The sequence below is a fragment of the Armatimonadota bacterium genome (assembly GCA_031081585.1).
GTDB lineage: Bacteria > Sysuimicrobiota > Sysuimicrobiia > Sysuimicrobiales > Humicultoraceae > Geohabitans > Geohabitans tengchongensis.
In genome coordinates this window covers 85,788-105,023 of sequence record JAVHLY010000002.1, presented here as the reverse complement: position 1 = coordinate 105,023, position 19,236 = coordinate 85,788, and the positions used below count along the sequence as shown (strand labels likewise).

15 protein-coding genes are annotated in these 19,236 nt (G+C 74.4%); 8 read left to right on the top strand and 7 right to left on the bottom strand.

What is annotated here, in order from left to right:
• Nucleotides 1-18 precede the first annotated feature (18 nt).
• The 4 genes from RB146_01570 (at nucleotide 19) to RB146_01555 (ending at nucleotide 3,945) form a co-directional block, all read left to right on the top strand.
• Nucleotides 19-861 (top strand): ABC transporter ATP-binding protein, encoded by an 843-nt coding sequence (locus RB146_01570; protein MDQ7827671.1) that lies wholly within the window; start codon nucleotides 19-21, stop codon nucleotides 859-861.
• Nucleotides 858-1,628, top strand: coding sequence for an ABC transporter permease (locus RB146_01565; GenBank protein MDQ7827670.1), 771 nt, complete (start codon nucleotides 858-860; stop codon nucleotides 1,626-1,628). The genes RB146_01570 and RB146_01565 overlap by 4 nt, the downstream gene beginning before the upstream one ends.
• 107 nt (nucleotides 1,629-1,735) lie before the next feature.
• Nucleotides 1,736-3,112: an MmgE/PrpD family protein gene (locus tag RB146_01560; GenBank protein ID MDQ7827669.1), complete on the top strand. Its 1,377-nt coding sequence runs from the start codon at nucleotides 1,736-1,738 to the stop codon at nucleotides 3,110-3,112.
• Nucleotides 3,109-3,945, top strand: a complete 837-nt coding sequence (locus tag RB146_01555) for a phosphosulfolactate synthase (protein ID MDQ7827668.1) — start codon at nucleotides 3,109-3,111, stop codon at nucleotides 3,943-3,945. Before RB146_01560 ends, RB146_01555 begins: the two co-directional genes overlap by 4 nt.
• 34 nt (nucleotides 3,946-3,979) lie before the next feature.
• Here RB146_01555 and pucD read toward each other — a convergent pair whose 3' ends face one another.
• The 3 genes from pucD to RB146_01540 are packed head-to-tail and all read right to left on the bottom strand — an operon-like array spanning nucleotide 3,980 to nucleotide 8,234.
• A complete protein-coding gene (gene pucD / locus RB146_01550; protein ID MDQ7827667.1) occupies nucleotides 3,980-6,397 on the bottom strand; it encodes a xanthine dehydrogenase subunit D in 2,418 nt (805 codons plus the stop codon).
• A complete protein-coding gene (locus RB146_01545) occupies nucleotides 6,394-7,764 on the bottom strand; it encodes an 8-oxoguanine deaminase (protein MDQ7827666.1) in 1,371 nt (456 codons plus the stop codon). The genes pucD and RB146_01545 overlap by 4 nt, the downstream gene beginning before the upstream one ends.
• Nucleotides 7,761-8,234 (bottom strand): (2Fe-2S)-binding protein, encoded by a 474-nt coding sequence (locus RB146_01540; GenBank protein ID MDQ7827665.1) that lies wholly within the window; start codon nucleotides 8,232-8,234, stop codon nucleotides 7,761-7,763. Before RB146_01540 ends, RB146_01545 begins: the two co-directional genes overlap by 4 nt.
• Nucleotides 8,235-8,389: 155 nt before the next feature.
• On the opposite strand from RB146_01540, the gene RB146_01535 reads away from it, so the two are divergent.
• The 4 genes from RB146_01535 (at nucleotide 8,390) to RB146_01520 (ending at nucleotide 13,330) form a co-directional block, all read left to right on the top strand.
• On the top strand, nucleotides 8,390-9,994 hold the full coding sequence (locus tag RB146_01535; protein ID MDQ7827664.1) for an ABC transporter ATP-binding protein: 1,605 nt from the start codon (nucleotides 8,390-8,392) through the stop codon (nucleotides 9,992-9,994).
• Complete coding sequence (locus tag RB146_01530) at nucleotides 9,991-11,133, top strand: ABC transporter permease (GenBank protein MDQ7827663.1); 1,143 nt, start codon at nucleotides 9,991-9,993, stop codon at nucleotides 11,131-11,133. Before RB146_01535 ends, RB146_01530 begins: the two co-directional genes overlap by 4 nt.
• Nucleotides 11,134-11,221: 88 nt before the next feature.
• The gene (locus tag RB146_01525) at nucleotides 11,222-12,097 is read left to right on the top strand and encodes an ABC transporter permease (protein MDQ7827662.1); all 876 of its coding nucleotides are present in this window, start codon (nucleotides 11,222-11,224) and stop codon (nucleotides 12,095-12,097) included.
• Between the two features lie 81 nt (nucleotides 12,098-12,178).
• A complete protein-coding gene (locus tag RB146_01520; GenBank protein MDQ7827661.1) occupies nucleotides 12,179-13,330 on the top strand; it encodes a BMP family ABC transporter substrate-binding protein in 1,152 nt (383 codons plus the stop codon).
• 95 nt (nucleotides 13,331-13,425) lie between these two features.
• Here the strand turns inward: RB146_01520 and gabT are convergent, their stop codons facing one another.
• From gabT to gatA, 4 genes are all read right to left on the bottom strand, one after another.
• Entirely contained in the window at nucleotides 13,426-14,787 is a 1,362-nt protein-coding gene (gene gabT, locus RB146_01515) for a 4-aminobutyrate--2-oxoglutarate transaminase (protein MDQ7827660.1), read from the bottom strand.
• A gap of 19 nt (nucleotides 14,788-14,806) precedes the next feature.
• Nucleotides 14,807-16,177 carry a 23S rRNA (uracil(1939)-C(5))-methyltransferase RlmD gene (gene rlmD / locus RB146_01510; GenBank protein ID MDQ7827659.1) on the bottom strand — a complete coding sequence of 457 codons (1,371 nt, stop codon included), beginning with the start codon at nucleotides 16,175-16,177 and terminating at the stop codon, nucleotides 14,807-14,809.
• Nucleotides 16,178-16,241: 64 nt separating this feature from the next.
• On the bottom strand, nucleotides 16,242-17,705 hold the full coding sequence (gene gatB / locus RB146_01505; GenBank protein ID MDQ7827658.1) for an Asp-tRNA(Asn)/Glu-tRNA(Gln) amidotransferase subunit GatB: 1,464 nt from the start codon (nucleotides 17,703-17,705) through the stop codon (nucleotides 16,242-16,244).
• 22 nt (nucleotides 17,706-17,727) lie between these two features.
• Nucleotides 17,728-19,194 carry an Asp-tRNA(Asn)/Glu-tRNA(Gln) amidotransferase subunit GatA gene (gatA, locus tag RB146_01500; protein ID MDQ7827657.1) on the bottom strand — a complete coding sequence of 489 codons (1,467 nt, stop codon included), beginning with the start codon at nucleotides 19,192-19,194 and terminating at the stop codon, nucleotides 17,728-17,730.
• Nucleotides 19,195-19,236: the final 42 nt, after the last annotated feature.

The following is a 19,236-nucleotide window of genomic DNA, read 5'->3' as shown; positions in this document are numbered from 1 at the left end:
CCGGTCGACCCGCCCTTCATCCGGCTGGAGGGGGTGAGTGCCGCCTATACCCACGACCACCGGGCGGTCCCCGCCGTCGAGGACGTGAGCCTCACCGCTCCCCGGGGCGCCTTCGTGGCCGTCACCGGGCCCAGCGGGTGCGGGAAGACGACCCTGCTCAAACTGCTGGCCGGTCTGCTGCGCCCCACGCGCGGCGAAGTGTGGGTGGCTGGCCGGCCGGTGCGGGGCCCGCAGCAGCACGTGGGGATGGCCTTCCAGAACCCGATCCTCCTCCCCTGGCGACGCACCCTGGACAACGTGCTGCTGCCGCTGGAGATCGTGCCCCCGCACAAGCACCATCTGCGCACCCACCGCCGGGAGTACGTGGCGCGGGCGCAGGCGCTGCTGCGCGCGGTGGGGATGGACGGCTTCGGCGACCGCCACCCCTGGCAGCTCTCCGGCGGGCAGCAGCAGCGGGTGAACCTGTGTCGGGCGCTGATCCACGACCCGCTCCTGCTGCTGCTGGACGAGCCCTTCGGGGCGCTCGACGCCTTCACGCGCGAAGAGCTCTGGCAGGTCCTGCAGCGGGTGTGGCTGGAGCGGCGCTTCACCGTGGTGCTGGTGACCCACGACCTGCGCGAGGCCATCTTCCTGGCCGACACGGTCTACGTGATGAGCCCGCGCCCGGGGCGGCTGGTGTACGCGGCACCCGTCCCTCTCCCCCGGCCGCGGACGCTGGAGGACACCTTCACCCCTGCGTTCACGGAGCTCTACCACGCGGTGCGCCGGCACATCGGCGGTGGCGGGGAGGCCGCCGCAGGACCCGGCGGCGGCCCGGACCACGGCGCGCACGGCCTCCACCGAGAGAGGGCCGGACCATGACCCGGCAGCTGCGCGAGTGGACGCCGCCGGTGCTGGTCATCCTCGGCGCCTTCCTCCTCTGGGAGGTCGGTGTGGAGCTCCTCGGCGTCGAGCCATTCGTCCTGCCGGGGCCGCGGGCGGTGTGGGCCGCCTACCGGGCCTGGGAGGGGGCGATCTGGTTCAACGCGGCCCAGACCCTCTACACGACGCTGGTGGGGTTCGGGCTGGCGCTGGTGGGCGGGATGCTCCTCGGCCTGGCCATCGGCTACTCCGCCCTGGTCTATCGCGCCCTCTACCCGCTGCTGGTGGGGTTCAACAGCGTGCCCAAGGCGGCCATCGTGCCCGTGCTGGTCATCTGGTTCGGCATCGGCACCGTCCCGGCCATCCTCACCGCCTTCCTCATCTCGTTCTTCCCCATCGTGGTGAACGTGGCCACCGGGCTGGCCACGCTGGAGCCAGAGCTGCAGGACGTGCTGCGGTCGCTGGGGGCGAGCAAGCGGGAGATCTTCCTGAAGATCGGCCTCCCCCGCTCGCTGCCCTACTTCTTCGCCTCGCTCAAGGTGGCGGTGACGCTGGCCTTCGTCGGCGCCATCATCGCCGAGACGGTGGCGGCCAACCGTGGCATCGGCTACCTGATGATCGCGGCCAGCGCCCGCTTCGAAGTCCCGCTGGTCTTCGCGGGCCTCGTCGTGGTGGCGGCCATGGGGGTCGCCCTCTTCGTGGTCTTCGCGCTGGTGGAGCGGCGCCTGACGGGGTGGGCCTACCGGGGGCAGTCGGTCGCGGGCTGACGCCGTCTCCGGCGGCGCCGGCCGCGGACGCGAGATCTCCGCCCCTGCCCCCCATGCGCCGCCGGCGCGTGCTACCATGACTTCCCCGGAGGACCAGGAGACGGACCATGACAATGGTGGAGCACCTGGCCGCCTTCGCCGTGCGGGCCAGCGACGAGGATCTCTCGGCGGCAGCCCGGGAGCAGCTCAAGCTCCGGGTGCTCGACGCGCTCGGCTGCGCCATCGGCGCGCTGGACGGCACGCCCCTCCGCGCCCTGCGCGGGCACCTGGAGGCGTTCGGCGGCCGCCCGCTGGCGTCCCTCATCGGCGGGGGGCGCACCGCGCCGGACCGCGCCGCGCTCTACAACGGGGCCCTGGTGCGCTACCTGGACTTCAACGACAGCTTCCTGGCCCCCGGCGAGACCTGCCATCCCAGCGACAACCTGGGCGCCGTGCTGGCGGCCGCCGAGTCCGCCGATGCCAGCGGCCGCGACCTGCTGGCGGCGCTGGCCGTCGCCTACCAGGTGCAGTGCCGGCTCTCCGAGGTCGCCCCGGTGCGGGCCCGGGGGTTCGACCACGTGACCCAGGGGGCCTACGCGGCGGCCGCGGGCGTCGCCCGGGCGCTGGGACTGGACGCGGCGCGCGCGGCGCACGGCATCGCCATCAGCGGCACGGCCTTCAACGCGCTCCGGGTCACGCGCACCGGCCGGCTCTCCCACTGGAAGGGGCTGGCGTACCCCAACGCCGCCTTCGGGGCCACGCATGCGGTCTTCCTGGCCATGCGCGGGATCACCGGGCCGCTGGAGGTCTTCGAGGGCACCAAGGGCTTCATGGACGCCATCGCCGGGCGGTTCAGCCTGGACTGGAGCCGGGAGGACCTCGAGGCCGTGCGCCGCACCGTCGTGAAGAAGTACAATGCGGAGATTCACGCCCAGTCGGCCCTCGAAGGGTTGCTGGAGCTCAGGGCCGCGGCGGGGTTCGGCGGCGAGGAGATCGAGCGGATCGAGCTCGACACCTTCGACGTCGCCTTTCACATCATCGGCGGCGGTGCGGAAGGGGACAAGTACGAGGTCCGGACCAAGGAGGAGGCCGACCACAGCCTGCCCTACATGCTGGCCGTGGCCGCCCTGGACGGCGCCCTCGGCCCGGAGCAGTACACCCCCGAGCGGATCGAGCGCCAGGACGTGCAGGCCCTGCTGCGCCGGGTCGTGGTCCAACCGGACGAGGCGCTCAGCCGGCGCTTCCCGGCCGAGATGCCGGCGCGGCTGCGCGTCGTGCTCCGCGACGGGCGGGTGCTCTCGGTGGAGAAGCGGGACTACGAAGGGTTCCACACCCGCCCGATGCCGTGGGCGGGGGTGGTGGAGAAGTTCGAGCGGCTGGCCGCACCCTTCACCGACGCCAGACAGCGGCGGGCGGTGGTGGAGGCGGTGGCCGGACTGGAGGGGATCACCGTGCGCGAGCTGACGCGGCTCCTGGAAGCGATCGGCCAGGAGGGGAGACGATGAGCGCCATCGAGCCATCCGAGCGGGCGTTCGCGTTCATCCGGCTCAACGAGCGGGGCCGCAAGCCCCGGACACGCGGCGTCACCGAGATCCGCGGCCCCTACTACACGCCCATGGGCCGGCGGTATCTCGAGGACATCCTGGAGACGATGGGCGCCTGGGTGGACAGCCTCAAGTTCGCCGGCGGGTCGTTCGCCCTCATGCCGCGCGACCGGCTGGTGGAGCTCATCGAGCTCTGCCACCGCTACGACGTCCAGGTCTCCACGGGCGGCTTCATCGAACGCGTGCTCCTCCAGGGGCCGGACGCGGTCGACCGCTACGTCGAGGAGGTCCGGGCGGTCGGGTTCGACATCCTGGAGCTCTCCACCGGCTTCATCACGCTGCCCACCGACGACGTCGTGCGCCTGATCGAGCGGGTGCAGCAGGCCGGCCTCAAACCGAAACCGGAGGTGGGCATCCAGTTCGGGGCCGGCGGCGCCAGCGCCGTCGAGGCCCTCGAGGCCGAGGGCACGCGCGACGTGGAGTGGGCCATCGCGCAGGCCCGACGGTACCTGGAGGCCGGGGCCTGGATGATCATGGTCGAGTCGGAGGGGATCACCGAGAACGTCCGGACCTGGCGCACCGACGTGGTGGCGAAGCTGATCAACGCGCTGGGGCTGGAGCGGGTGATGTTCGAGGCCGCCGACCCGCCGGTCTTCGAATGGTACATCAGGCACTACGGCCCGGAGGTCAACCTCTTCGTCGACCACAGCCAGATCGTGGAGCTCGAGTGCATGCGCTCCGGCCTCTGGGGCACCGCGCGGGTGTGGGGCCGGGTACTGACGTACAAGGAGTAGTGCTCCCGGTGTCAGGAGAGTAGTGCTCCCGGTGTCAGGGGGCCTTCCCCACCGTCCCCCCCAGCACCGCCTGCCCGGTGGAGAGGCCGTAGTAGTGCGGCACCGGCTCCGGCCCGGGGACATCGGGGGCCGGCGGCCAGCCGGCACGCGGGCGCACCGGCGGGGCGAGTCCGACCAGGTCGTCCGGGCGCACCGGCACGCGGTTCAGCTCGCGCCCCGTGGCATCGCGCAGCGCGGCCACGATGGCGGCGGTGGAGACCACGGTCGACGGCTCCCCCACGCCCTTCGCCCCGTACGGGAATCCGGGCTCCGGCTCCTCGACCAGCATGGAGACCACCGGGGGCATGTCCAGGATCGTGGGGATCAGGTAGTCGGTGAAGGAGGGGTTGAGGATGCGGCCGTCCCGCAGCTGCAGCTCCTCCATCAGCGCCAGGCCGAGGCCCTGGGCGGTGCCGCCCTCGATCTGCCCGAAGACGTGCTGCGGGTGGATGGCCCGCCCCACGTCCTGCGCGGTGGCGATCTGGACGACGCGCACGAGCCCCAGCTCCTCGTCCACCTCCACCACGGCCCGCTGCGCGGCGAAGGCGAAGGCGACGTGGACGTCCCCCTGCCCGCGGGCGTCGAGCGGCGTGGTGCGCCGGTGGTGGAAGGTCCTGGTGGCCTCGATGGGCTCGGCCAGGAAGTCGGCGATGGCCCCCACCGGCTCGCCGTCCGCGAGAACCAGTCCGCCGGCCAGCGTGAGCGGCTCGCGCAGCGCCCGCCCCTGCGCGGCGGCGTGGCGGCGGACCCGCTCCAGCAGGGCGTCGCGCACGGCCTGGGCGGCCAGCTGCACCGCCCCGCCGGACATCATCGTCTGACGGGACGCCGAGCTCGACCCGGCCGACCCCACGGCCGTGTCGGGCTGGCGGATCACCACCTGCTCCACGCCCAGCTCGGTGCGGGCGATCTGGGCCAGCACCGTGTGCACCCCCTGGCCGACCTCCGCCGCAGCGCTGTGCACCTCCACCACCGGACCGGCCGGGCCGGCGAAGAGGCGCACGCGCGCCTCGGCCGCGTCGTCGAAGCCGCCGCTGTAGGCCAGGTTCTTGTAGCCGACGGCGAACCCCACCCCGCGGCGCAGGCGCTCGCCGCGGGAGACGTTGCCGGCGCCGCCGGGGTAGGCGAGCGGGTTCCGCCCGGCGGGGGGTTCCTCGGGCGGGAGCGGGACGGCGGCGCAGCGGTCGATGACCTCGCGCACGGGGGCGCTCCCCCGGACCACCTGCCCCGTGGGCAGCACCGACCCCGGGCGCAGGGCGTTGCGCCGCCGCAGCTCCACCGGGTCGATCCCCAGGGCCCGGGCCAGGCGGTCCATCTGCGCCTCGTAAGCGAAGCACGCCTGCACCGCGCCGAAGCCGCGCATCGCCCCGCAGGGCGGGTTGTTGGTGTAGACGCACGTCCCCTCGATGAGGGCGTTGGGCACCTCGTAGGGCCCGGCCGCAAAGGTGGCGGCGTTGGCGATGACCGCCGCCGACGACGAGGCGTAGGCGCCGCCGTCGAGCAGGATGCGCGCCCGCACGCACACCAGCCGGCCGTCGCGCGCCGCCCCGGTGCGCATCCAGATGCGCGCGGGGTGGCGGTGGACGTGGCCGTAGAAGGACTCCTCCCGCCCGTAGGCGATCTTCACCGGGCGGCCGGTGCGCAGCGCCAGCAGGCAGGCGTGGATGTGCATGGAGAGGTCCTCGCGGGCGCCGAAGGCCCCGCCGACCCCTGCCAGGTAGAGGCGCACCTTCTCCTTGGGCAGGCCCAGGCACGGCGCGATCTGCTCCTGGTCGACGTGCAGCCACTGCGTGGCCACGTACAGGTCGACGCCGCCGTCGCCGGCGGGCACGGCCAGGCCGGCCTCGGGCCCGAGGAAGGCCTGGTCCTGCATCCCGGTCTCGTAGTAGCCCTCCACCCACACCTCGGCCGCGGCGTCGGGGTCGCCGTGGACGATGCGCAGGTGGCGCAGCACGTTCCCGAAGTCGTGCAGGCGCGGCACGTCGGGGCGCAGCGCCTCCTCCATGTCGGTCACCGCCGGCAGGAGCTCGTACTCCACGACCACCCGCTCGGCGGCGCGGCGGGCCGTCTCCGGGTCGTCCGCCGCCAGCACCGCCACCGCCTCGCCCACGTAGCGCACCCGGTCCCACGCCAGCACCGGCTGGTCGGCGAACTCCAGCCCGAAGGTCTTCCGCCCGGGGACGTCGTCGGCCAGGAGGACCGCGTGGACGCCGGGGGTGGCCAGGGCGGCGGAGACGTCGATGCGGCGGATGCGGGCGTGCGCGTGGGGGCTGCGCACGGTGTGGCCGTAGAGCATCCCCTCGGCCCACAGGTCGCTGCCGAAGAGAAACTCCCCCTTGACCTTGGGGACCCCGTCGACGCGGCGGGCGCTCTCGCCGACGACGCCGCGAGTGCGGGTCACGGTGCGGACGCTCATCCCGCCACCGTCCTCTCGCTCCACGCCAGGATCTGGCGCGCCACCCGCCGCCCCTCCACGGCGATCTCCTCCTCGTCGGCCCGCACGAGCCGCCCGTCGCGCACCACCCACTGCCCGGCCACCAGGAGGTGGCGCACCCGGCGCGGTGTGCAGAAGAGGAGCGCGGCCACCGGGTCCGCCTCCGCCCCGGCGAACTCCACCCCCTCCACGGAGAAGAGCGCCACGTCGGCCTGCTGCCCCGGGACGAGGGAGCCCAGCTCGGGGCGGCCCAGGCAGAGCGCCCCGCCGCGGGCAGCCGCCCGCAGCACCTCGCGGGCCCCAAGGGTGGCGGCCCCGTGGACGCGGCTGGCCAGCAACCCCATGCGCGCCTCCGCCAGCAGGTGGCCGCTGTCGTTGGAGGCGGAGCCGTCCACCGCCAGTCCTACCGTCACGCCGGCGCGGAGCAGGGCCGCGGCGGGCGCGATCCCCGACCCCAGACGCAGGTTGGAGGTGGGGCACCAGGCCACGGCGGTCTGCGTGCGGGCCAGGCGCTGGATGTCCCCGCCGTCGAGGTGGACGGCGTGGGCCAGCCAGACGTCGGGGCCGAGCCAGCCCATCTCCTCCAGCAGCTCCACCGGCCGGCGCCCGAAGGTCTCCAGGCAGTAGGCCTCCTCGTCGCGCGTCTCGGCGATGTGCGTGTGCAGGCGGATGCCGAGGCGGCGGGCCAGGTCTGCGGCGTCGCGCATCAGGCGCGGTGTGACGGAGAAGGGCGAGCAGGGCGCCACGGCGATGCGCAGCATCGCGGCGGGGCGCGGATCATGGTGGCGCCGGATCACCTCTTCGGTGTGGTGCAGGACGGTGTCGGCGTCCTCCACGAGCCCGTCGGGCGGCAGCCCTCCCCGGCTGGCCCCCAGGTCCATCGACCCGCGGCAGGGGTGGAAGCGCACCCCGAGCGAGGCCGCGGCGGCGATGGCTGCCTCCAGGATCCCCCCGCCGCCGCGCGGGAAGACGTAGTGGTGGTCCGTCGTCGTGCTGCACCCGGAGAGGGCCAGCTCGGCCAGCCCCACGCGGGCCGCCGCCCACGCCCACTCCGCGTCCACCCCGGCCCACACCGGGTAGAGCGCGCGCAGCCAGCCGAAGAGCCCCTGGTCCTGGGCCCGCACACGGGTGAGCGCCTGGTAGAGGTGGTGGTGGGTATTCACCAGACCCGGGAGGGCCACGAGGCCGCGGCCGTCCACGCGCTCCGCCTCGGGCGGCGCCGGGGCAGGACCCGTGCCCACCCAGGCGATCACCCCATCCTGGACCAGCACGGAGCCGCCCGGGAGCTCGGTCCCCGCCTCGTCCATGGTGACGACCACCTCGCAGCGGTCGATGAGCAGGGTGCTCACGCCGGAGCGGGACGGAGGCGATCCGCGGCCAGGCGGACCGCGTCGAGGATCTTGGCGTAGCCGGTGCAGCGGCAGAGGTTGCCCGCCAGGGCCTCCCGGACGGTCAGCTCGTCGGGGTCAGGGTGGCGCTCCAGCAGGTCGGTGACGGCCACGACCAGCCCCGGGGTGCAGAAGCCGCACTGGACCGCCCCCGCCTCCAGGAAGGCCTCCTGCACGGGGTGGAGGGTGCCGGCGGCGGCCAGGCTCTCCACGGTGCGCACCTCGCGCCCCTCCGCCTGGGCTGCCAGCACCAGGCAGGCGCAGACCAGCTCGCCGTCGAGCCACACCGAGCAGGAGCCGCACTCCCCCTGCTCGCAGGCGTTCTTGGCGCCGGGCAGGCCGAGGTGGTCGCGCAGGGCCGCCAGCAGGCTGGCCCCCGGCCAGACCTCCGCCGTCCGCCACTCGCCGTTCACGCGCATCCGGACGAGCATCGGTTCGCCTCACCGTCGGGACGTGGCATCATGCGGGAATGTTCGGCATGTACGCTTCCCGCCCCGGTCCCGCCACTCCTGCCGCAGCGCGCCGAAAGTGCGGACGCGCCGGCGTCCCGGCAGGAGTGCCCGCGCCACCGGGGGAACCTGTCCGTGTGGCGCTCGCTGGCCTGCCGGACAGCGGGCAGAGGTCGGGGTCGCTCGACGCCCCCCTGCTGGCCCTCCGGGAGATCACCAAGACCTTCCCCGGCGTCGTCGCCAACGACCGGGTGACGCTCGAGGTGCGTGCCGGGGAGATCCACGCCCTGCTGGGCGAGAACGGCGCCGGCAAGACCACCCTGGTGCACGTCCTCTACGGCCTGCACCAGCCGGACGGCGGGGAGATCCTCCTGCGCGGCCGGCGGGTCACCATCCACTCCCCGCGGGACGCCATCGCGCTCGGCATCGGGCTGGTGCCGCAGCACTTCCTGCTGGTGCGCCGCCACACCGCCGCCGAGAACATCGCGCTGGGCCTGGCCGACGCCCCCTGGCTCTTCCCCGCCCGCCAGGTGGAGCGCCGCCTGCGTGAGGTGGGCGCGCGCTACGGCCTCACCGTGGACCCGCGCGCCCCGGTGTGGAGCCTCTCGGTGAGCGAACAGCAGCGCCTGGAGATCCTCAAGGCGTTGCTGCGCGGCGCCCGGGTCCTGGTGCTGGACGAGCCCACCAGCGTCCTCACCCCGCAGGAGGCCGAGGCCCTCTTCGCCGTCTTGCGCCGCATGCGCGCCGAGGGGCAGGCGGTGATCTTCATCACCCACAAGCTCGACGAGGTGATCGGCCTGGCGGACCGGGTGACCGTGCTGCGCCGCGGCCGCGTGGTGGGGACGCTCCCCGTGACCGGCGTGGACAAGCGGACGCTGGCGCGGATGATGGTGGGGCGCGAGGTGGAGTTCCGCCCGCGCCGCACGCCGCGGGCGCCGGCGGGCGAGGCCCTGCGGGTGGAGGGGGTGTGGGCGCGCAACGACCGGGGGCTCGTGGCCGTGCGCGGGGTGAGCCTCACGGTGCAGGGCGGCGAGGTGGTGGGCGTCGCCGGCGTGGCGGGGAACGGCCAGCGGGAGCTCGTGGAGGTCCTCACCGGGCTGCGCCCGGCCGAGCGCGGGCGGGTCTGGGTGCTGGGGCGCGAGGTGACCAACCGCACCGCGCGGGAGGTCTTCGAGGCCGGAGCGGCCCACATCCCCGAGGAGCGGCTCGGCGTGGGCGTCGTGCCGGCGATGACCGTCCAGGAGAACCTGGTGCTGCGCCACTACCGCTACCCGCCCTTCGCCCGCGGCCCGCTCCTGGACCTGCGGGCGGTGGAGGGGTTCGCCACCCGCCTGATCGCCGAGTACGAGATCGCCGCGCCGGGGCCGCGCACGCCGGTGCGCGCCCTCTCTGGCGGGAACATCCAGAAGCTCATCCTGGCGCGCGAGCTCTCCGGCCGGCCGGGCCTGATCGTGGCCGCCCACCCCACCTCGGGGCTGGACGTGAGCGCCACCGAGCAGATCCACGCCCAGCTCCTGCGCCGGCGGGACGAGGGGGCCGGGGTGCTCCTGGTCTCTGAGGACCTCGACGAGGTCCTGGCCCTCGCCGACCGGGTGGCGGTGATGTACGGCGGACAGCTCATGGCCGTCCTGCCGGGCGCCGAAGCCGACCGGGAGACGGTCGGACTGCTGATGACGGGGCAGGCGGCCGCCCCCGCGGCGGAGCGCACCGGAGGGGAGCCCGCCCGGGAGTCCGCGGGATGAGACGGGTCGGCCCCTTCTTGGTGGAACCTCGGCCTGACCCCCCGGGGTGGTGGGTGCTCACCGTCTCCGCCGGGGCCGTCGTGGCCGCGTTCCTCCTGGCCGGCGTGATCTTCGCCGCCTACGGCGTCTCCCCGGTGCGCGCCTACGCCGTGATCGTCCAGGGGACCCTCTTCAACGCCCGGGCCCTGCCGGAGATCGTGCGCAACACCATCCCCCTGCTGCTGGCCGGCGTGGGGCTGGCCCTGGCCTTCCGTGCCCAGTTCTGGAACATCGGCGCCGAGGGCCAGCTGCTCTGCGGCGCCATCGGCGCCACCTGGGTGGCCCTCTTCTCCCCCGTCCCCGCGGCGTGGAAGCTGCCGGCCATGTTCCTGGCCGGCTTCCTGGCCGGTGCGACCTGGGGCGCGCTGCCGGTCCTGCTGCGCTGGCGCTTCGCCGTGAACGAGGTCATCTCCACGCTCATGCTCAACTACATCGCGCTCTACATCGTCGCCTGGCTGGTGCACGGCCCCTGGAAGGGGCCGGAGATGCGCGGCTTCGCCTTCACCAATGCCTTCCCGCCGGGCGCCACCATCCCCGTGCTGGCCGGCACGCGCATCCACTGGCCCACCCTCGCCCTCGGGCTGCTGCTGGCCGTGGGCGCGGCGTTGCTCCTGGCCCGCACGCGGCTGGGCTTCGAGATCCGCGTCCAGGGGCACAGTCCCGAGGCGGCGCGGTATGCGGGCATGCGGCCGGCGCGGGTGACCTTGCTCGTCATGCTCCTGGCCGGCGGGGCGGCGGGATGGGCCGGGGTGGGGGAAGTGGGCGGCATCCACCACCGCCTGCTCGACCCCAACCAGATCTCGCTGGGCTTCGGCTACGCGGCCATCATCGTGGCCTGGCTCGCCCGCAACAACCCGCTGGCGGTGATCGCCACCGCGCTCTTCCTCGGGATCATCTTCGCCAGCGGGGACGTGATGCGGGTGGCGCTGCAGATGCCGGCCCGGGTGACCGACGTCTTCAACGGGCTGATCCTCTTCTGCCTGATCGGCAGCGAGCGGCTGCTGCGGCTGCGGGTGCGATGGGCGCCTGCACCCGCTGCACGCGCCCCGGTGATGGAGCCGGAACGGGAAGTCCCCGGGCTGGGGGGCGGTGACGGATGATCTCAGGGGACCGGAGGAGCGGTGGCCTGAGGCCGGCGGGGCCGGGGGAGCGCCGGGGTCTGGGGGCGGGGGAGCCGGAGGGCGCGTGATGGAAGCGGTGGTCACCTGGCTGGCCGAGACGCTGGTGCGGGCGCTGGCCCTGGGCACGCCGCTGCTGTGGGCGGCGCTGGGCGAGGTCTACGCCGAGCGCAGCGGCGTGGTCAACCTGGGCGTGGAGGGGATGATGATCCTCGGCGCCTTCGCCGCCTTCGCCGTGGCGCAGACCCTGGGGCGTCCCGAGGTGGGGCTCCTGGCCGCCGCCGGCGTCGGCGGGCTGGCCGCGCTGCTGCACGCCTTCGTCGCCGTGACGCTGCGCGCCAACCAATACGTCTCGGGGCTGGCCCTCACCATGCTCGGCCTGGGGCTCTCCGCCCTGCTGGGCCGCCGCTGGGAGGGGCTGCCGCTCCTCAACACCCTGCCCGAGGTCTCGGGGGTCACCTTCGGCGGGGTGCTGCTGGCGGTGCTCCTGTGGTTTGTCCTGTACCACACCGCCTGGGGGGTGGCGCTGCGCTCGGCGGGAGAGGCGCCGGCGGCCGTGGACGCCGTGGGCATCAACGTGGCCCTGGTGCGCTACCTGGCGGTGGTCCTGGGCGGCATGCTGGCCGGGGTGGGCGGCGGCTTCCTCTCGGTGGCCTACCGCCCCTCCTGGACCGAGGGGATGACCGCGGGGCTGGGGTGGATCGCCATCGCCATCGCCATCTTCGCCGCCTGGGACCCGCTGCGGGCGGTGGCCGGGGCGGTGCTCTTCGGGGGCCTCTTCCACCTGTCGTTCCGCCTCCAGACCTGGATCCCCCCGGAGCCGCTCCAGCTCATGCCGTTTGCGGTGACGATCCTGGTCCTGGCGGCGGCGGGGCGGGGCGGCGCCCGCCGGTGGGGTGGGGCGCCCGAGGCGCTGGGCCTGCCCTATAGCCGGGGCGAACCCTGACGATCCAGGGGCCGGGCGGCAGGCGGAGGCGTCGTGGCCGTGGAACCAGATCACGCAGAACTGGCGCAGGGGAGGGAGACGATGCGGATCCTGCGGGCATGCCTGGTGCTCATCCTGGTCCTGGCCTTCGCCGCCGGCGGGGCGGCGCAGGCGAAGCTCAAGGTGGGGTTCATCTACGTGGGCCCCATCGGCGACTACGGGTGGACCCACGCGCACGACCAGGCGCGGCGGATCGTCGAGCAGAAGCTGCCGGTGCAGACGATGTACGTGGAGTCGGTGCCGGAGGCCCAGGTGCAGCCCTTCATCGAGAAGCTCATCCAGCAGGGCGCCCGGGTGGTCTTCACCACCAGCTTCGGCTTCATGGACGGCACGCTGGAGATGGCCAAGCGCTACCCGACCATCATCTTCGGCCACGCCAGCGGCTTCAAGCGCAACCACAACATGTTCACCTACATGGCCGACTTCTACCAGGTCTACTACCTCAACGGACTGATGGCCGGCGCGCTGACCCGGAGCCACAAGATCGGCTACGTGGGCGCCTTCCCCATCCCGGAGGTCAAGCGCCACATCAGCGCCTTCGCGCTCGGCGTGCGCGCCGTGAACCCGCGCGCCACCGTCCACGTCCGCTGGATCTTCTCCTGGTTCGACCCGGCCAAGGCCAAGGAGGCCACCGAGGCTCTCATCGCCGAAGGCGCCGACGTCTTCGCCTTCACCGAGGACTCGCCGACGGTGATCCAGGTGGCGGCGCGGCGAAACCTCCTCTCCTTCAGCCACTACTCCCCGATGCAGCGGTTCGCCCCGCGCCACGTGATCTCGGGGCAGCTGGTGCACTGGGAGACGATCTACCTGGACTTCCTCTCCAAGGTGCTCAGCGGCCGGTACAACGCCGAGAACCTGGCCAACGTGGACTACTGGTGGCTGCTGGCGGAGAAGGCGGTGGAGCTGGGCGGGGAGTTCGGGGTACCGATCAACCCGATCTTCGTGGACCGGCTGAAGGCGGCGCGGGTCCAGACGCGGGAGTTCGGCCGGGTCTCCGTCTACGACCTGGTGAACCGTCGCCTGGCCCAGATGTCCGCCAAGCCGGTGAAGTGGGACCCCTTCACCGGACCCATCCGCGACCGCAACGGGGTGCTGCGCGTCCCGGCGGGCAAGGTCATGACCGTGGCCGAGCTGACCACGATGGAGTGGGCGGCCCCTGGCGTGGTCGGCCCCTGGCCGAAGGAGCCGAAGTAGCGGGCGTGGTCGGCCCCGCGCCGCACGAGCCGGCGTAGGGCTGCCACGCCAGCCCGGCGCGAACTCCAGCCCCGGCGCGACCGGCCGGCCCGAGGCTACTCCGCCGCCCCGGCGGAGAGCCGGGCCGGCCGTGCCGTCTGCTGGACCTTGGCGAGCGCCTCCTCCAGGATGTCGAGGGCCCGCTGCAGGTCCTCCTCGGCGATGACCAGGGGCATCAGGAAGCGGATGACGTTGCCGTAGAGCCCCGCCCGCAGGGCGAGGACACCTCTGGCCAGCGCCTCCCGCAGCACCGCCGCCGTCGCGTCGGGCGCCGGCGCACGGGTGGTGCGGTCGTGCACCAGTTCGACCGCGCGCATGGCACCCAGGCCTCGGGCGTGGCCGACGAGGGGGTAGCGCGCCGCCCACGCGGCCAGGCGCGCCTCCAGCACCTCCCCCAGCCGGCGCGCCCGCTCCACCAGCCGCTCCTCCTCGATCACCTCGAGGACCGCCAGCGCCGCCGCGCAGGCGACCGGGTTGCCCACGTACGTCCCCCCGAGCGCCCCCGGCGGGGCCTGGTCGAACAGGTCGGCGCGGCCCACGACCGCTGAGAGGGGCATCCCGGCGGCCAGGGACTTCCCCACCACCAGCAGGTCCGGCGTGACACCGCTGTGCTCCACGGCGAACATCCGCCCCGTCCGCCCGAACCCGGTCTGGATCTCGTCGACGATGAGGAGGATGCCGTGGCGATCGCACAGCGCTCGCAAGGCCGGGAGGAAGTCCGGCGGCGGGACGACGAACCCGCCCTCCCCCAGCACCGGCTCCACGATCACGGCCGCCACCGCGTCCGGCGCCACCTGCGCCACCAGCATCCGCTCCAGATGGTCCATGACGTAGGCGGTGGGGTCGGCCGACGGGGTGCGGTAGGGGTCGGGGTAGGGGGCCCGGTAGACCTCGGGCATGAAGGGCCCGAGGCGCCGCTTGTAGGGGTCCACGCGGCTGGTCAATGAGAGGGCCAGGTAGGTGCGGCCGTGGAAGGCGCCCTCGAAGGCGATGAGGGCCGGCCGCCCCGTCGCCGCCCGCGCCACTTTCACCGCGTTCTCCACCGCCTCCGCGCCGGAGTTGAAGAGGGCGGCGCGCCTGGGTCCGGCGCCGGGGGCCAGGGCCACGAGGCGCTCCGCCACGGCGACGTACGCCTCGTAGGGGGCCACGGTGAAGTCGGTGTGGATGAAGCGCCTCGCCTGCTCGGTGATGGCGGCCACGACCTTCGGGTGGCTGTGCCCGACGTTCAGGCACCCCACCCCGCCGCTCAGGTCCAGGTAGACGTGGCCGTCCGCGTCCCACAGGCGGGCGCCCTCGGCGCGCACCACGAAGACGGGCGTCAGCAGGTCGAGTGCCGGCGGGACGACGGCGCGGGCCCGCCGGAGCAGCGCGTCCGCGCGCGGGCCCAGACGGTGGACGGCGTGGCGGGGATCGGTCACGGTGCGGCTCCCTTCGCGGTCAGCGGCGCTCCAGCGCCACGACGGTGTGGACGTGGTTCGTCTGGGGGAAGAGGTCGAGCGGGCGGACGGCTCCGGCGACGTAGCCCCACCCGCGCAGGCGCCGCAGGTCTTCGGCGAGGGCCCGCAGCGACCGCGCCACGTAGACCAGGCGGTGGGGCCCTGCCGCCTGGAGCGCCGGACCCAGCTCCGCCGGCAGCCCGGCACCCGGCGGGGCGAGGACGAGGACGTCGCTGCGCTCCCCGCGCCGGTGGAGCTTGACCAGCACGCGGCCCGGGTCGCGGGTGTAGAAGACGGCGTTGGCGATGCCGTTGGCGGCGGCGGTGGCCCAGGCCGCCGTCATGGCCTCGCGGTCGGCGACCACGCCGACGGCCCGCCGGACGCACCCCGCCAGGGCCAGCGTGAGCACGCCGCCCTCCGCGAACGCCTCGAGGACCTGCTCCTCGCCGCGCAGCCGGGCCGCCTCGCGGACGGTCTCGAAGAGCAGCTTGAGCGCCCGCGGGCTGGGCAGGACCGGCAGGCGGGGGTCGAGGCGCCAGCGCACCCCCAGCAGCTCCTCCTGGACGTACGGCCGTCCCCACAGGAGGTCGAGGCGCGGGCCGAGCAGCCGCGGGAGGGGACGCCGCTGCACGGTGAGCAGGATTCCCACGAGGCCGGGGACCCGGTCGAGGAGGGCGCGGACGAAGGCCATGCGGTCGGGGAGGGGGCCGGTGGTGGAGAGGACCGCCAGAGCCTCCCCCGTGGCTGCCGCGGTCAGCCCCACCACGCCGCGGACCAGGCCGCGCCGCAGCCGGGGGTCGTACGGCGGCAGCCGCAGCGCCGCCACCGCCTCACGGACGGCGTGGAGGAGCTGCACGTTCGTGGGGTGCTGGACGGCGCACGACTCCACCGGCACCACCGCGCCCCCGCCCCAGGTGTGGAACCCCGCCACGGGAACGCCGGCCCGACCGCTGATCGTGGCGGCCAGCACGGTGCGGTAGGTCCAGGGCTCGATGCCCACGCAGGGGGCTACGGCCGGGGGCTCCACCTCCGCGCCGCGCAGCGCCTCGACCACCATGGCCTGCTTCAGGCGGCGCTGTCCATCCAGGACGATGTGCTGCCACTGGCACCCCCCGCAGCGGCCGAAGTGCGGGCAGGGAGGGACGGTGGCATCGGGGGACTTGCGCATGAGCCCGACGATGCGGCCGCGCAGGACCGGGGAGGTCTGCGTGACCTCGACGACGGCGGTCTCGCCGGGAATGCCGTAGGGGACGGCCAGACGGACCCGGCCGACGCGAGCCACGGCGGCGCCGTCTGGGGCCATGGCCGAGAAGGTCACCGTGAGCTGCGTCCCCGGCCGCAGGGGGCGGAGGCCGCCCGCGCGGTCCCCCACGCGTCCGGAGCCCCGTGCCGACGGCGTCGCGCGCCCCACGGACGCGGACGGAGACGGAGCCGCCTCACGCATCCCGCAGGCGCTCCCGCAGCAGCCGGTTGACCAGGTCGGGGTTGGCGCGCCCGCCGGTGCGCTTCATCACCTGCCCGACCAGGAAGGCCAGGGCGCGATCCTTCCCCTGGCGGTACTCCTCGGCGGGCCGGGGGTGGGCAGCCAGCACCTCCTCCACCACCCGGGCCAGGGCCTCGGGGTCGCTCAGCTGCTCCAACCCGCGCTCCGCCACCAGCGCCGCCGGCGGGACGTCGCGGCGCATCACCTCGGGCAGCAGCTCCTTGGCCGCGCGGATGCTGATCCGGCCTTCCTCCACCAGGCGCAGCAGGTCGGCCAGGCGCGCGGGCGTGAGCGCCGTCTGGTCGATCTCCCGCCCTTCGGCGTTGAGGACGCCGGCGACGTCCCCCACCAGCCAGTTGGCCACGGTGCGCGGCTGCGGGAAGGCGGCCAGGGTAGCCTCGAAGAAGCTGGCGAGCTTGGGATCGCGGACGAGCAGGTTGGCCTCGTGGCGCCCCAGCCCGAGCGCCGTGACGTAGCGCGCCCGCTTCTGCGCCGGCAGTTCCGGCAGGCTGGCCCGGACCGTGTCCAGCCACGCCTCGTCGATGTGGAGCGGCACCAGGTCGGGCTCGGGGAAGTAGCGGTAGTCCTCCGCCTCTTCCTTGGTGCGCGTGGAGAAGGTCACCTGGCGGCGCTCGTCCCAGTGGCGGGTCTCCTGGACCACCGGCGCGCCCTGCGCCAGCAGGGCAGCCTGCCGCTCGGCCTCGAAGGTCAGCGCCCGCTCCAGCGCGCGCAGGGAGTTGAGGTTCTTCACCTCGGTGCGCGTGCCCAGGGTGCCGTCGGGTCGGCGCAGCGAGATGTTGGCGTCCACCCGCAGCGTCCCCTCCTCCATCCGCCCCGCGCTCACCTCCAGGGTCTGGAGGAGCGCGCGCAGCTCGAGGAGGAACTCCCGCGCCTCGGCCGGGCTGCGCAGGTCGGGCTGGGTGACGATCTCCATCAGCGGCACGCCGGAGCGGTTGTAGTCCACCAGCGAGCGTGGCCGCCCGTCCTGGGGGTGGAGGAGCTTGCCGGTGTCCTCCTCCAGGTGGACCCGGCGGATGCGGATGGCCCGCCCCTCCCCGTCCACCTCGATCTCCAGCCACCCGTCCGTGGCCAGCGGCGGGTGGTCCATGTATTGGTACTGGGAGATCTGGTAGTTCTTCGGCAGGTCGGGGTAGTAGTAGTTCTTCCGGTGGAACTGGCTGCGCGGGTGGACGCGGCAGCCCAGGGCCAGCGCCGTGCGCAACCCCAGCTCCACCGCCCGCCGGTTGGGGACCGGCAGCGCCCCCGGCAGCCCCAGGCAGACCGGGCAGACCAGCGTGTTGGGCGGCGCGCCGAAGGCCACCGCGCACCCGCAGAACATCTTGGAGGCGGTGAGGAGCTGGGCGTGGATCTCCAGCCCGATCACCACCTGCAGGCCGCGCGCGGTGACGGCTCTCATGGGGCGTGCTCGGCGACAGCGCTCATGCGGCGGCGGCCAGGGCCGGCGCCCGGCGGTGCCAGGGCGTGACCTGCTCGTAGGCGTGGGCGGCGCGCAGCAGCGTGGCCTCGTCGAAGGGGCGCCCGATGAGCTGCAGGCCCACCGGCAGCCCGTCGGCGAAGCCGCACGGCACGGAGATCCCCGGGAGGCCCGCCATGTTCACCGGGACGGTGAAGATGTCGGCCAGGTACATCTGCAGGGGGTCGTCCACCCGCTCGCCCAGGCGGAAGGCCACGGTCGGCGAGGTGGGCAGCGCCACCAGATCCACCTCGCGGAACGCCGCCTCGAAGTCCCGCCGCACCAGTGTGCGGGCGCGCTGCGCCGTCAGGTAGAAGGCGTCGTAGAAGCCGCTGCTCAAAGCGTAGGTGCCCAGCATGATGCGGCGCTTCACCTCGGCGCCGAAGCCCGCCGCGCGGGTGCGGGCGAACATCTCCACCACGTCCGGGGCCGCCACGCGCAGGCCGTGGCGCACCCCGTCGTAGCGGGCCAGGTTGCTGCTCGCCTCCGCCGTGGCCACCAGGTAGTAGGTGGCCAGCGCGTAGTCGATCATCGGCAGGCTCACCTCGCGCAGCTCCGCGCCGAGCCCGGCCAGCACCTCGAGCGCGGCCTCCACCGCCGCCGCCACCCCGGGCTGCAGCCCCTCGCCGCGCCCCTCCCGGGCCACGCCAATGCGCAGCCCCTCGATGCCCCCGCCCAGCGCCGCCGGGTAGTCCGGCACCGGCACCGGCGCGCTGGTGGCGTCGAGCGGGTCCGGGCCGGCGATCACCTGGAGGAGGAGGGCCGCGTCCCGCACCGTGCGCGCCAGCGGGCCGATCTGGTCGAGCGAGGAGCCGTAGGCGACCAGCCCGGAGCGGGAGACCCGGCCGTAGGTGGGCTTGAGGCCGACGATGCCGGCCAGCGCGGCCGGCTGGCGAATGCTGCCGCCGGTGTCGGTGCCGAGCGCCCAGGGGGCCAGCCCCGCCGCCACCGCGGCGGCCGAGCCGCCGCTGCTCCCGCCCGGGACGCGCGAGAGGTCCCAGGGGTTGCGGGTGGGGCCGAAGGCGGAGTTCTCGGTGGAGGAGCCCATGGCGAACTCGTCCAGGTTGGTCTTCCCCAGCAGCACCGCGCCCGCCTCGCGCAGCCGCACCATCACGGTGGCGTCGTAGGGGGGCCGCCACCCCTCCAGGATGCGGGAGCCGCACGTGGTGGGCACCCCGCGGGTGCAGATGTTGTCCTTCACCGCCACCGGGATCCCGGCGAGCGGCGGCAGGGGCTCGCCCCGGGCTGCCCGCTGGTCCCACCGGCGCGCCTCCGCCCGCGCCGCCTCCGGGTCCACGTAGAGGTAGGCGCGCACCTGCCCGTCCAGCGCCTCGATGCGCGCCAGGTAGGCGTCCACCACCTCCAGCGCGGACCAGTCGCGGCGGCGCAGCCCCTCGATCAGGCTCGCGGCGGGCAGCAGGGTGTCGAGCATCAGCCGGCGCGACCCTCCCCGCCCCGGTCCGGCGGCGGCCCG

Bases quoted from the DNA above. Each gene is read 5' to 3' on its own strand.
- RB146_01560 (MDQ7827669.1), top strand. From the start codon at position 1,736: ATGACAATGGTGGAGCACCTGGCCGCCTTCGCCGTGCGGGCCAGCGAC.
- RB146_01565 (MDQ7827670.1), top strand. From the start codon at position 858: ATGACCCGGCAGCTGCGCGAGTGGACGCCGCCGGTGCTGGTCATCCTC.
- RB146_01555 (MDQ7827668.1), top strand. From the start codon at position 3,109: ATGAGCGCCATCGAGCCATCCGAGCGGGCGTTCGCGTTCATCCGGCTC.
- gatB (MDQ7827658.1), bottom strand. From the start codon at position 17,705: ATGAGAGCCGTCACCGCGCGCGGCCTGCAGGTGGTGATCGGGCTGGAG.
- pucD (MDQ7827667.1), bottom strand. From the start codon at position 6,397: ATGAGCGTCCGCACCGTGACCCGCACTCGCGGCGTCGTCGGCGAGAGC.
- RB146_01530 (MDQ7827663.1), top strand. From the start codon at position 9,991: ATGAGACGGGTCGGCCCCTTCTTGGTGGAACCTCGGCCTGACCCCCCG.
- gatA (MDQ7827657.1), bottom strand. From the start codon at position 19,194: ATGCTCGACACCCTGCTGCCCGCCGCGAGCCTGATCGAGGGGCTGCGC.
- RB146_01520 (MDQ7827661.1), top strand. From the start codon at position 12,179: ATGCGGATCCTGCGGGCATGCCTGGTGCTCATCCTGGTCCTGGCCTTC.
- RB146_01525 (MDQ7827662.1), top strand. From the start codon at position 11,222: ATGGAAGCGGTGGTCACCTGGCTGGCCGAGACGCTGGTGCGGGCGCTG.
- RB146_01540 (MDQ7827665.1), bottom strand. From the start codon at position 8,234: ATGCTCGTCCGGATGCGCGTGAACGGCGAGTGGCGGACGGCGGAGGTC.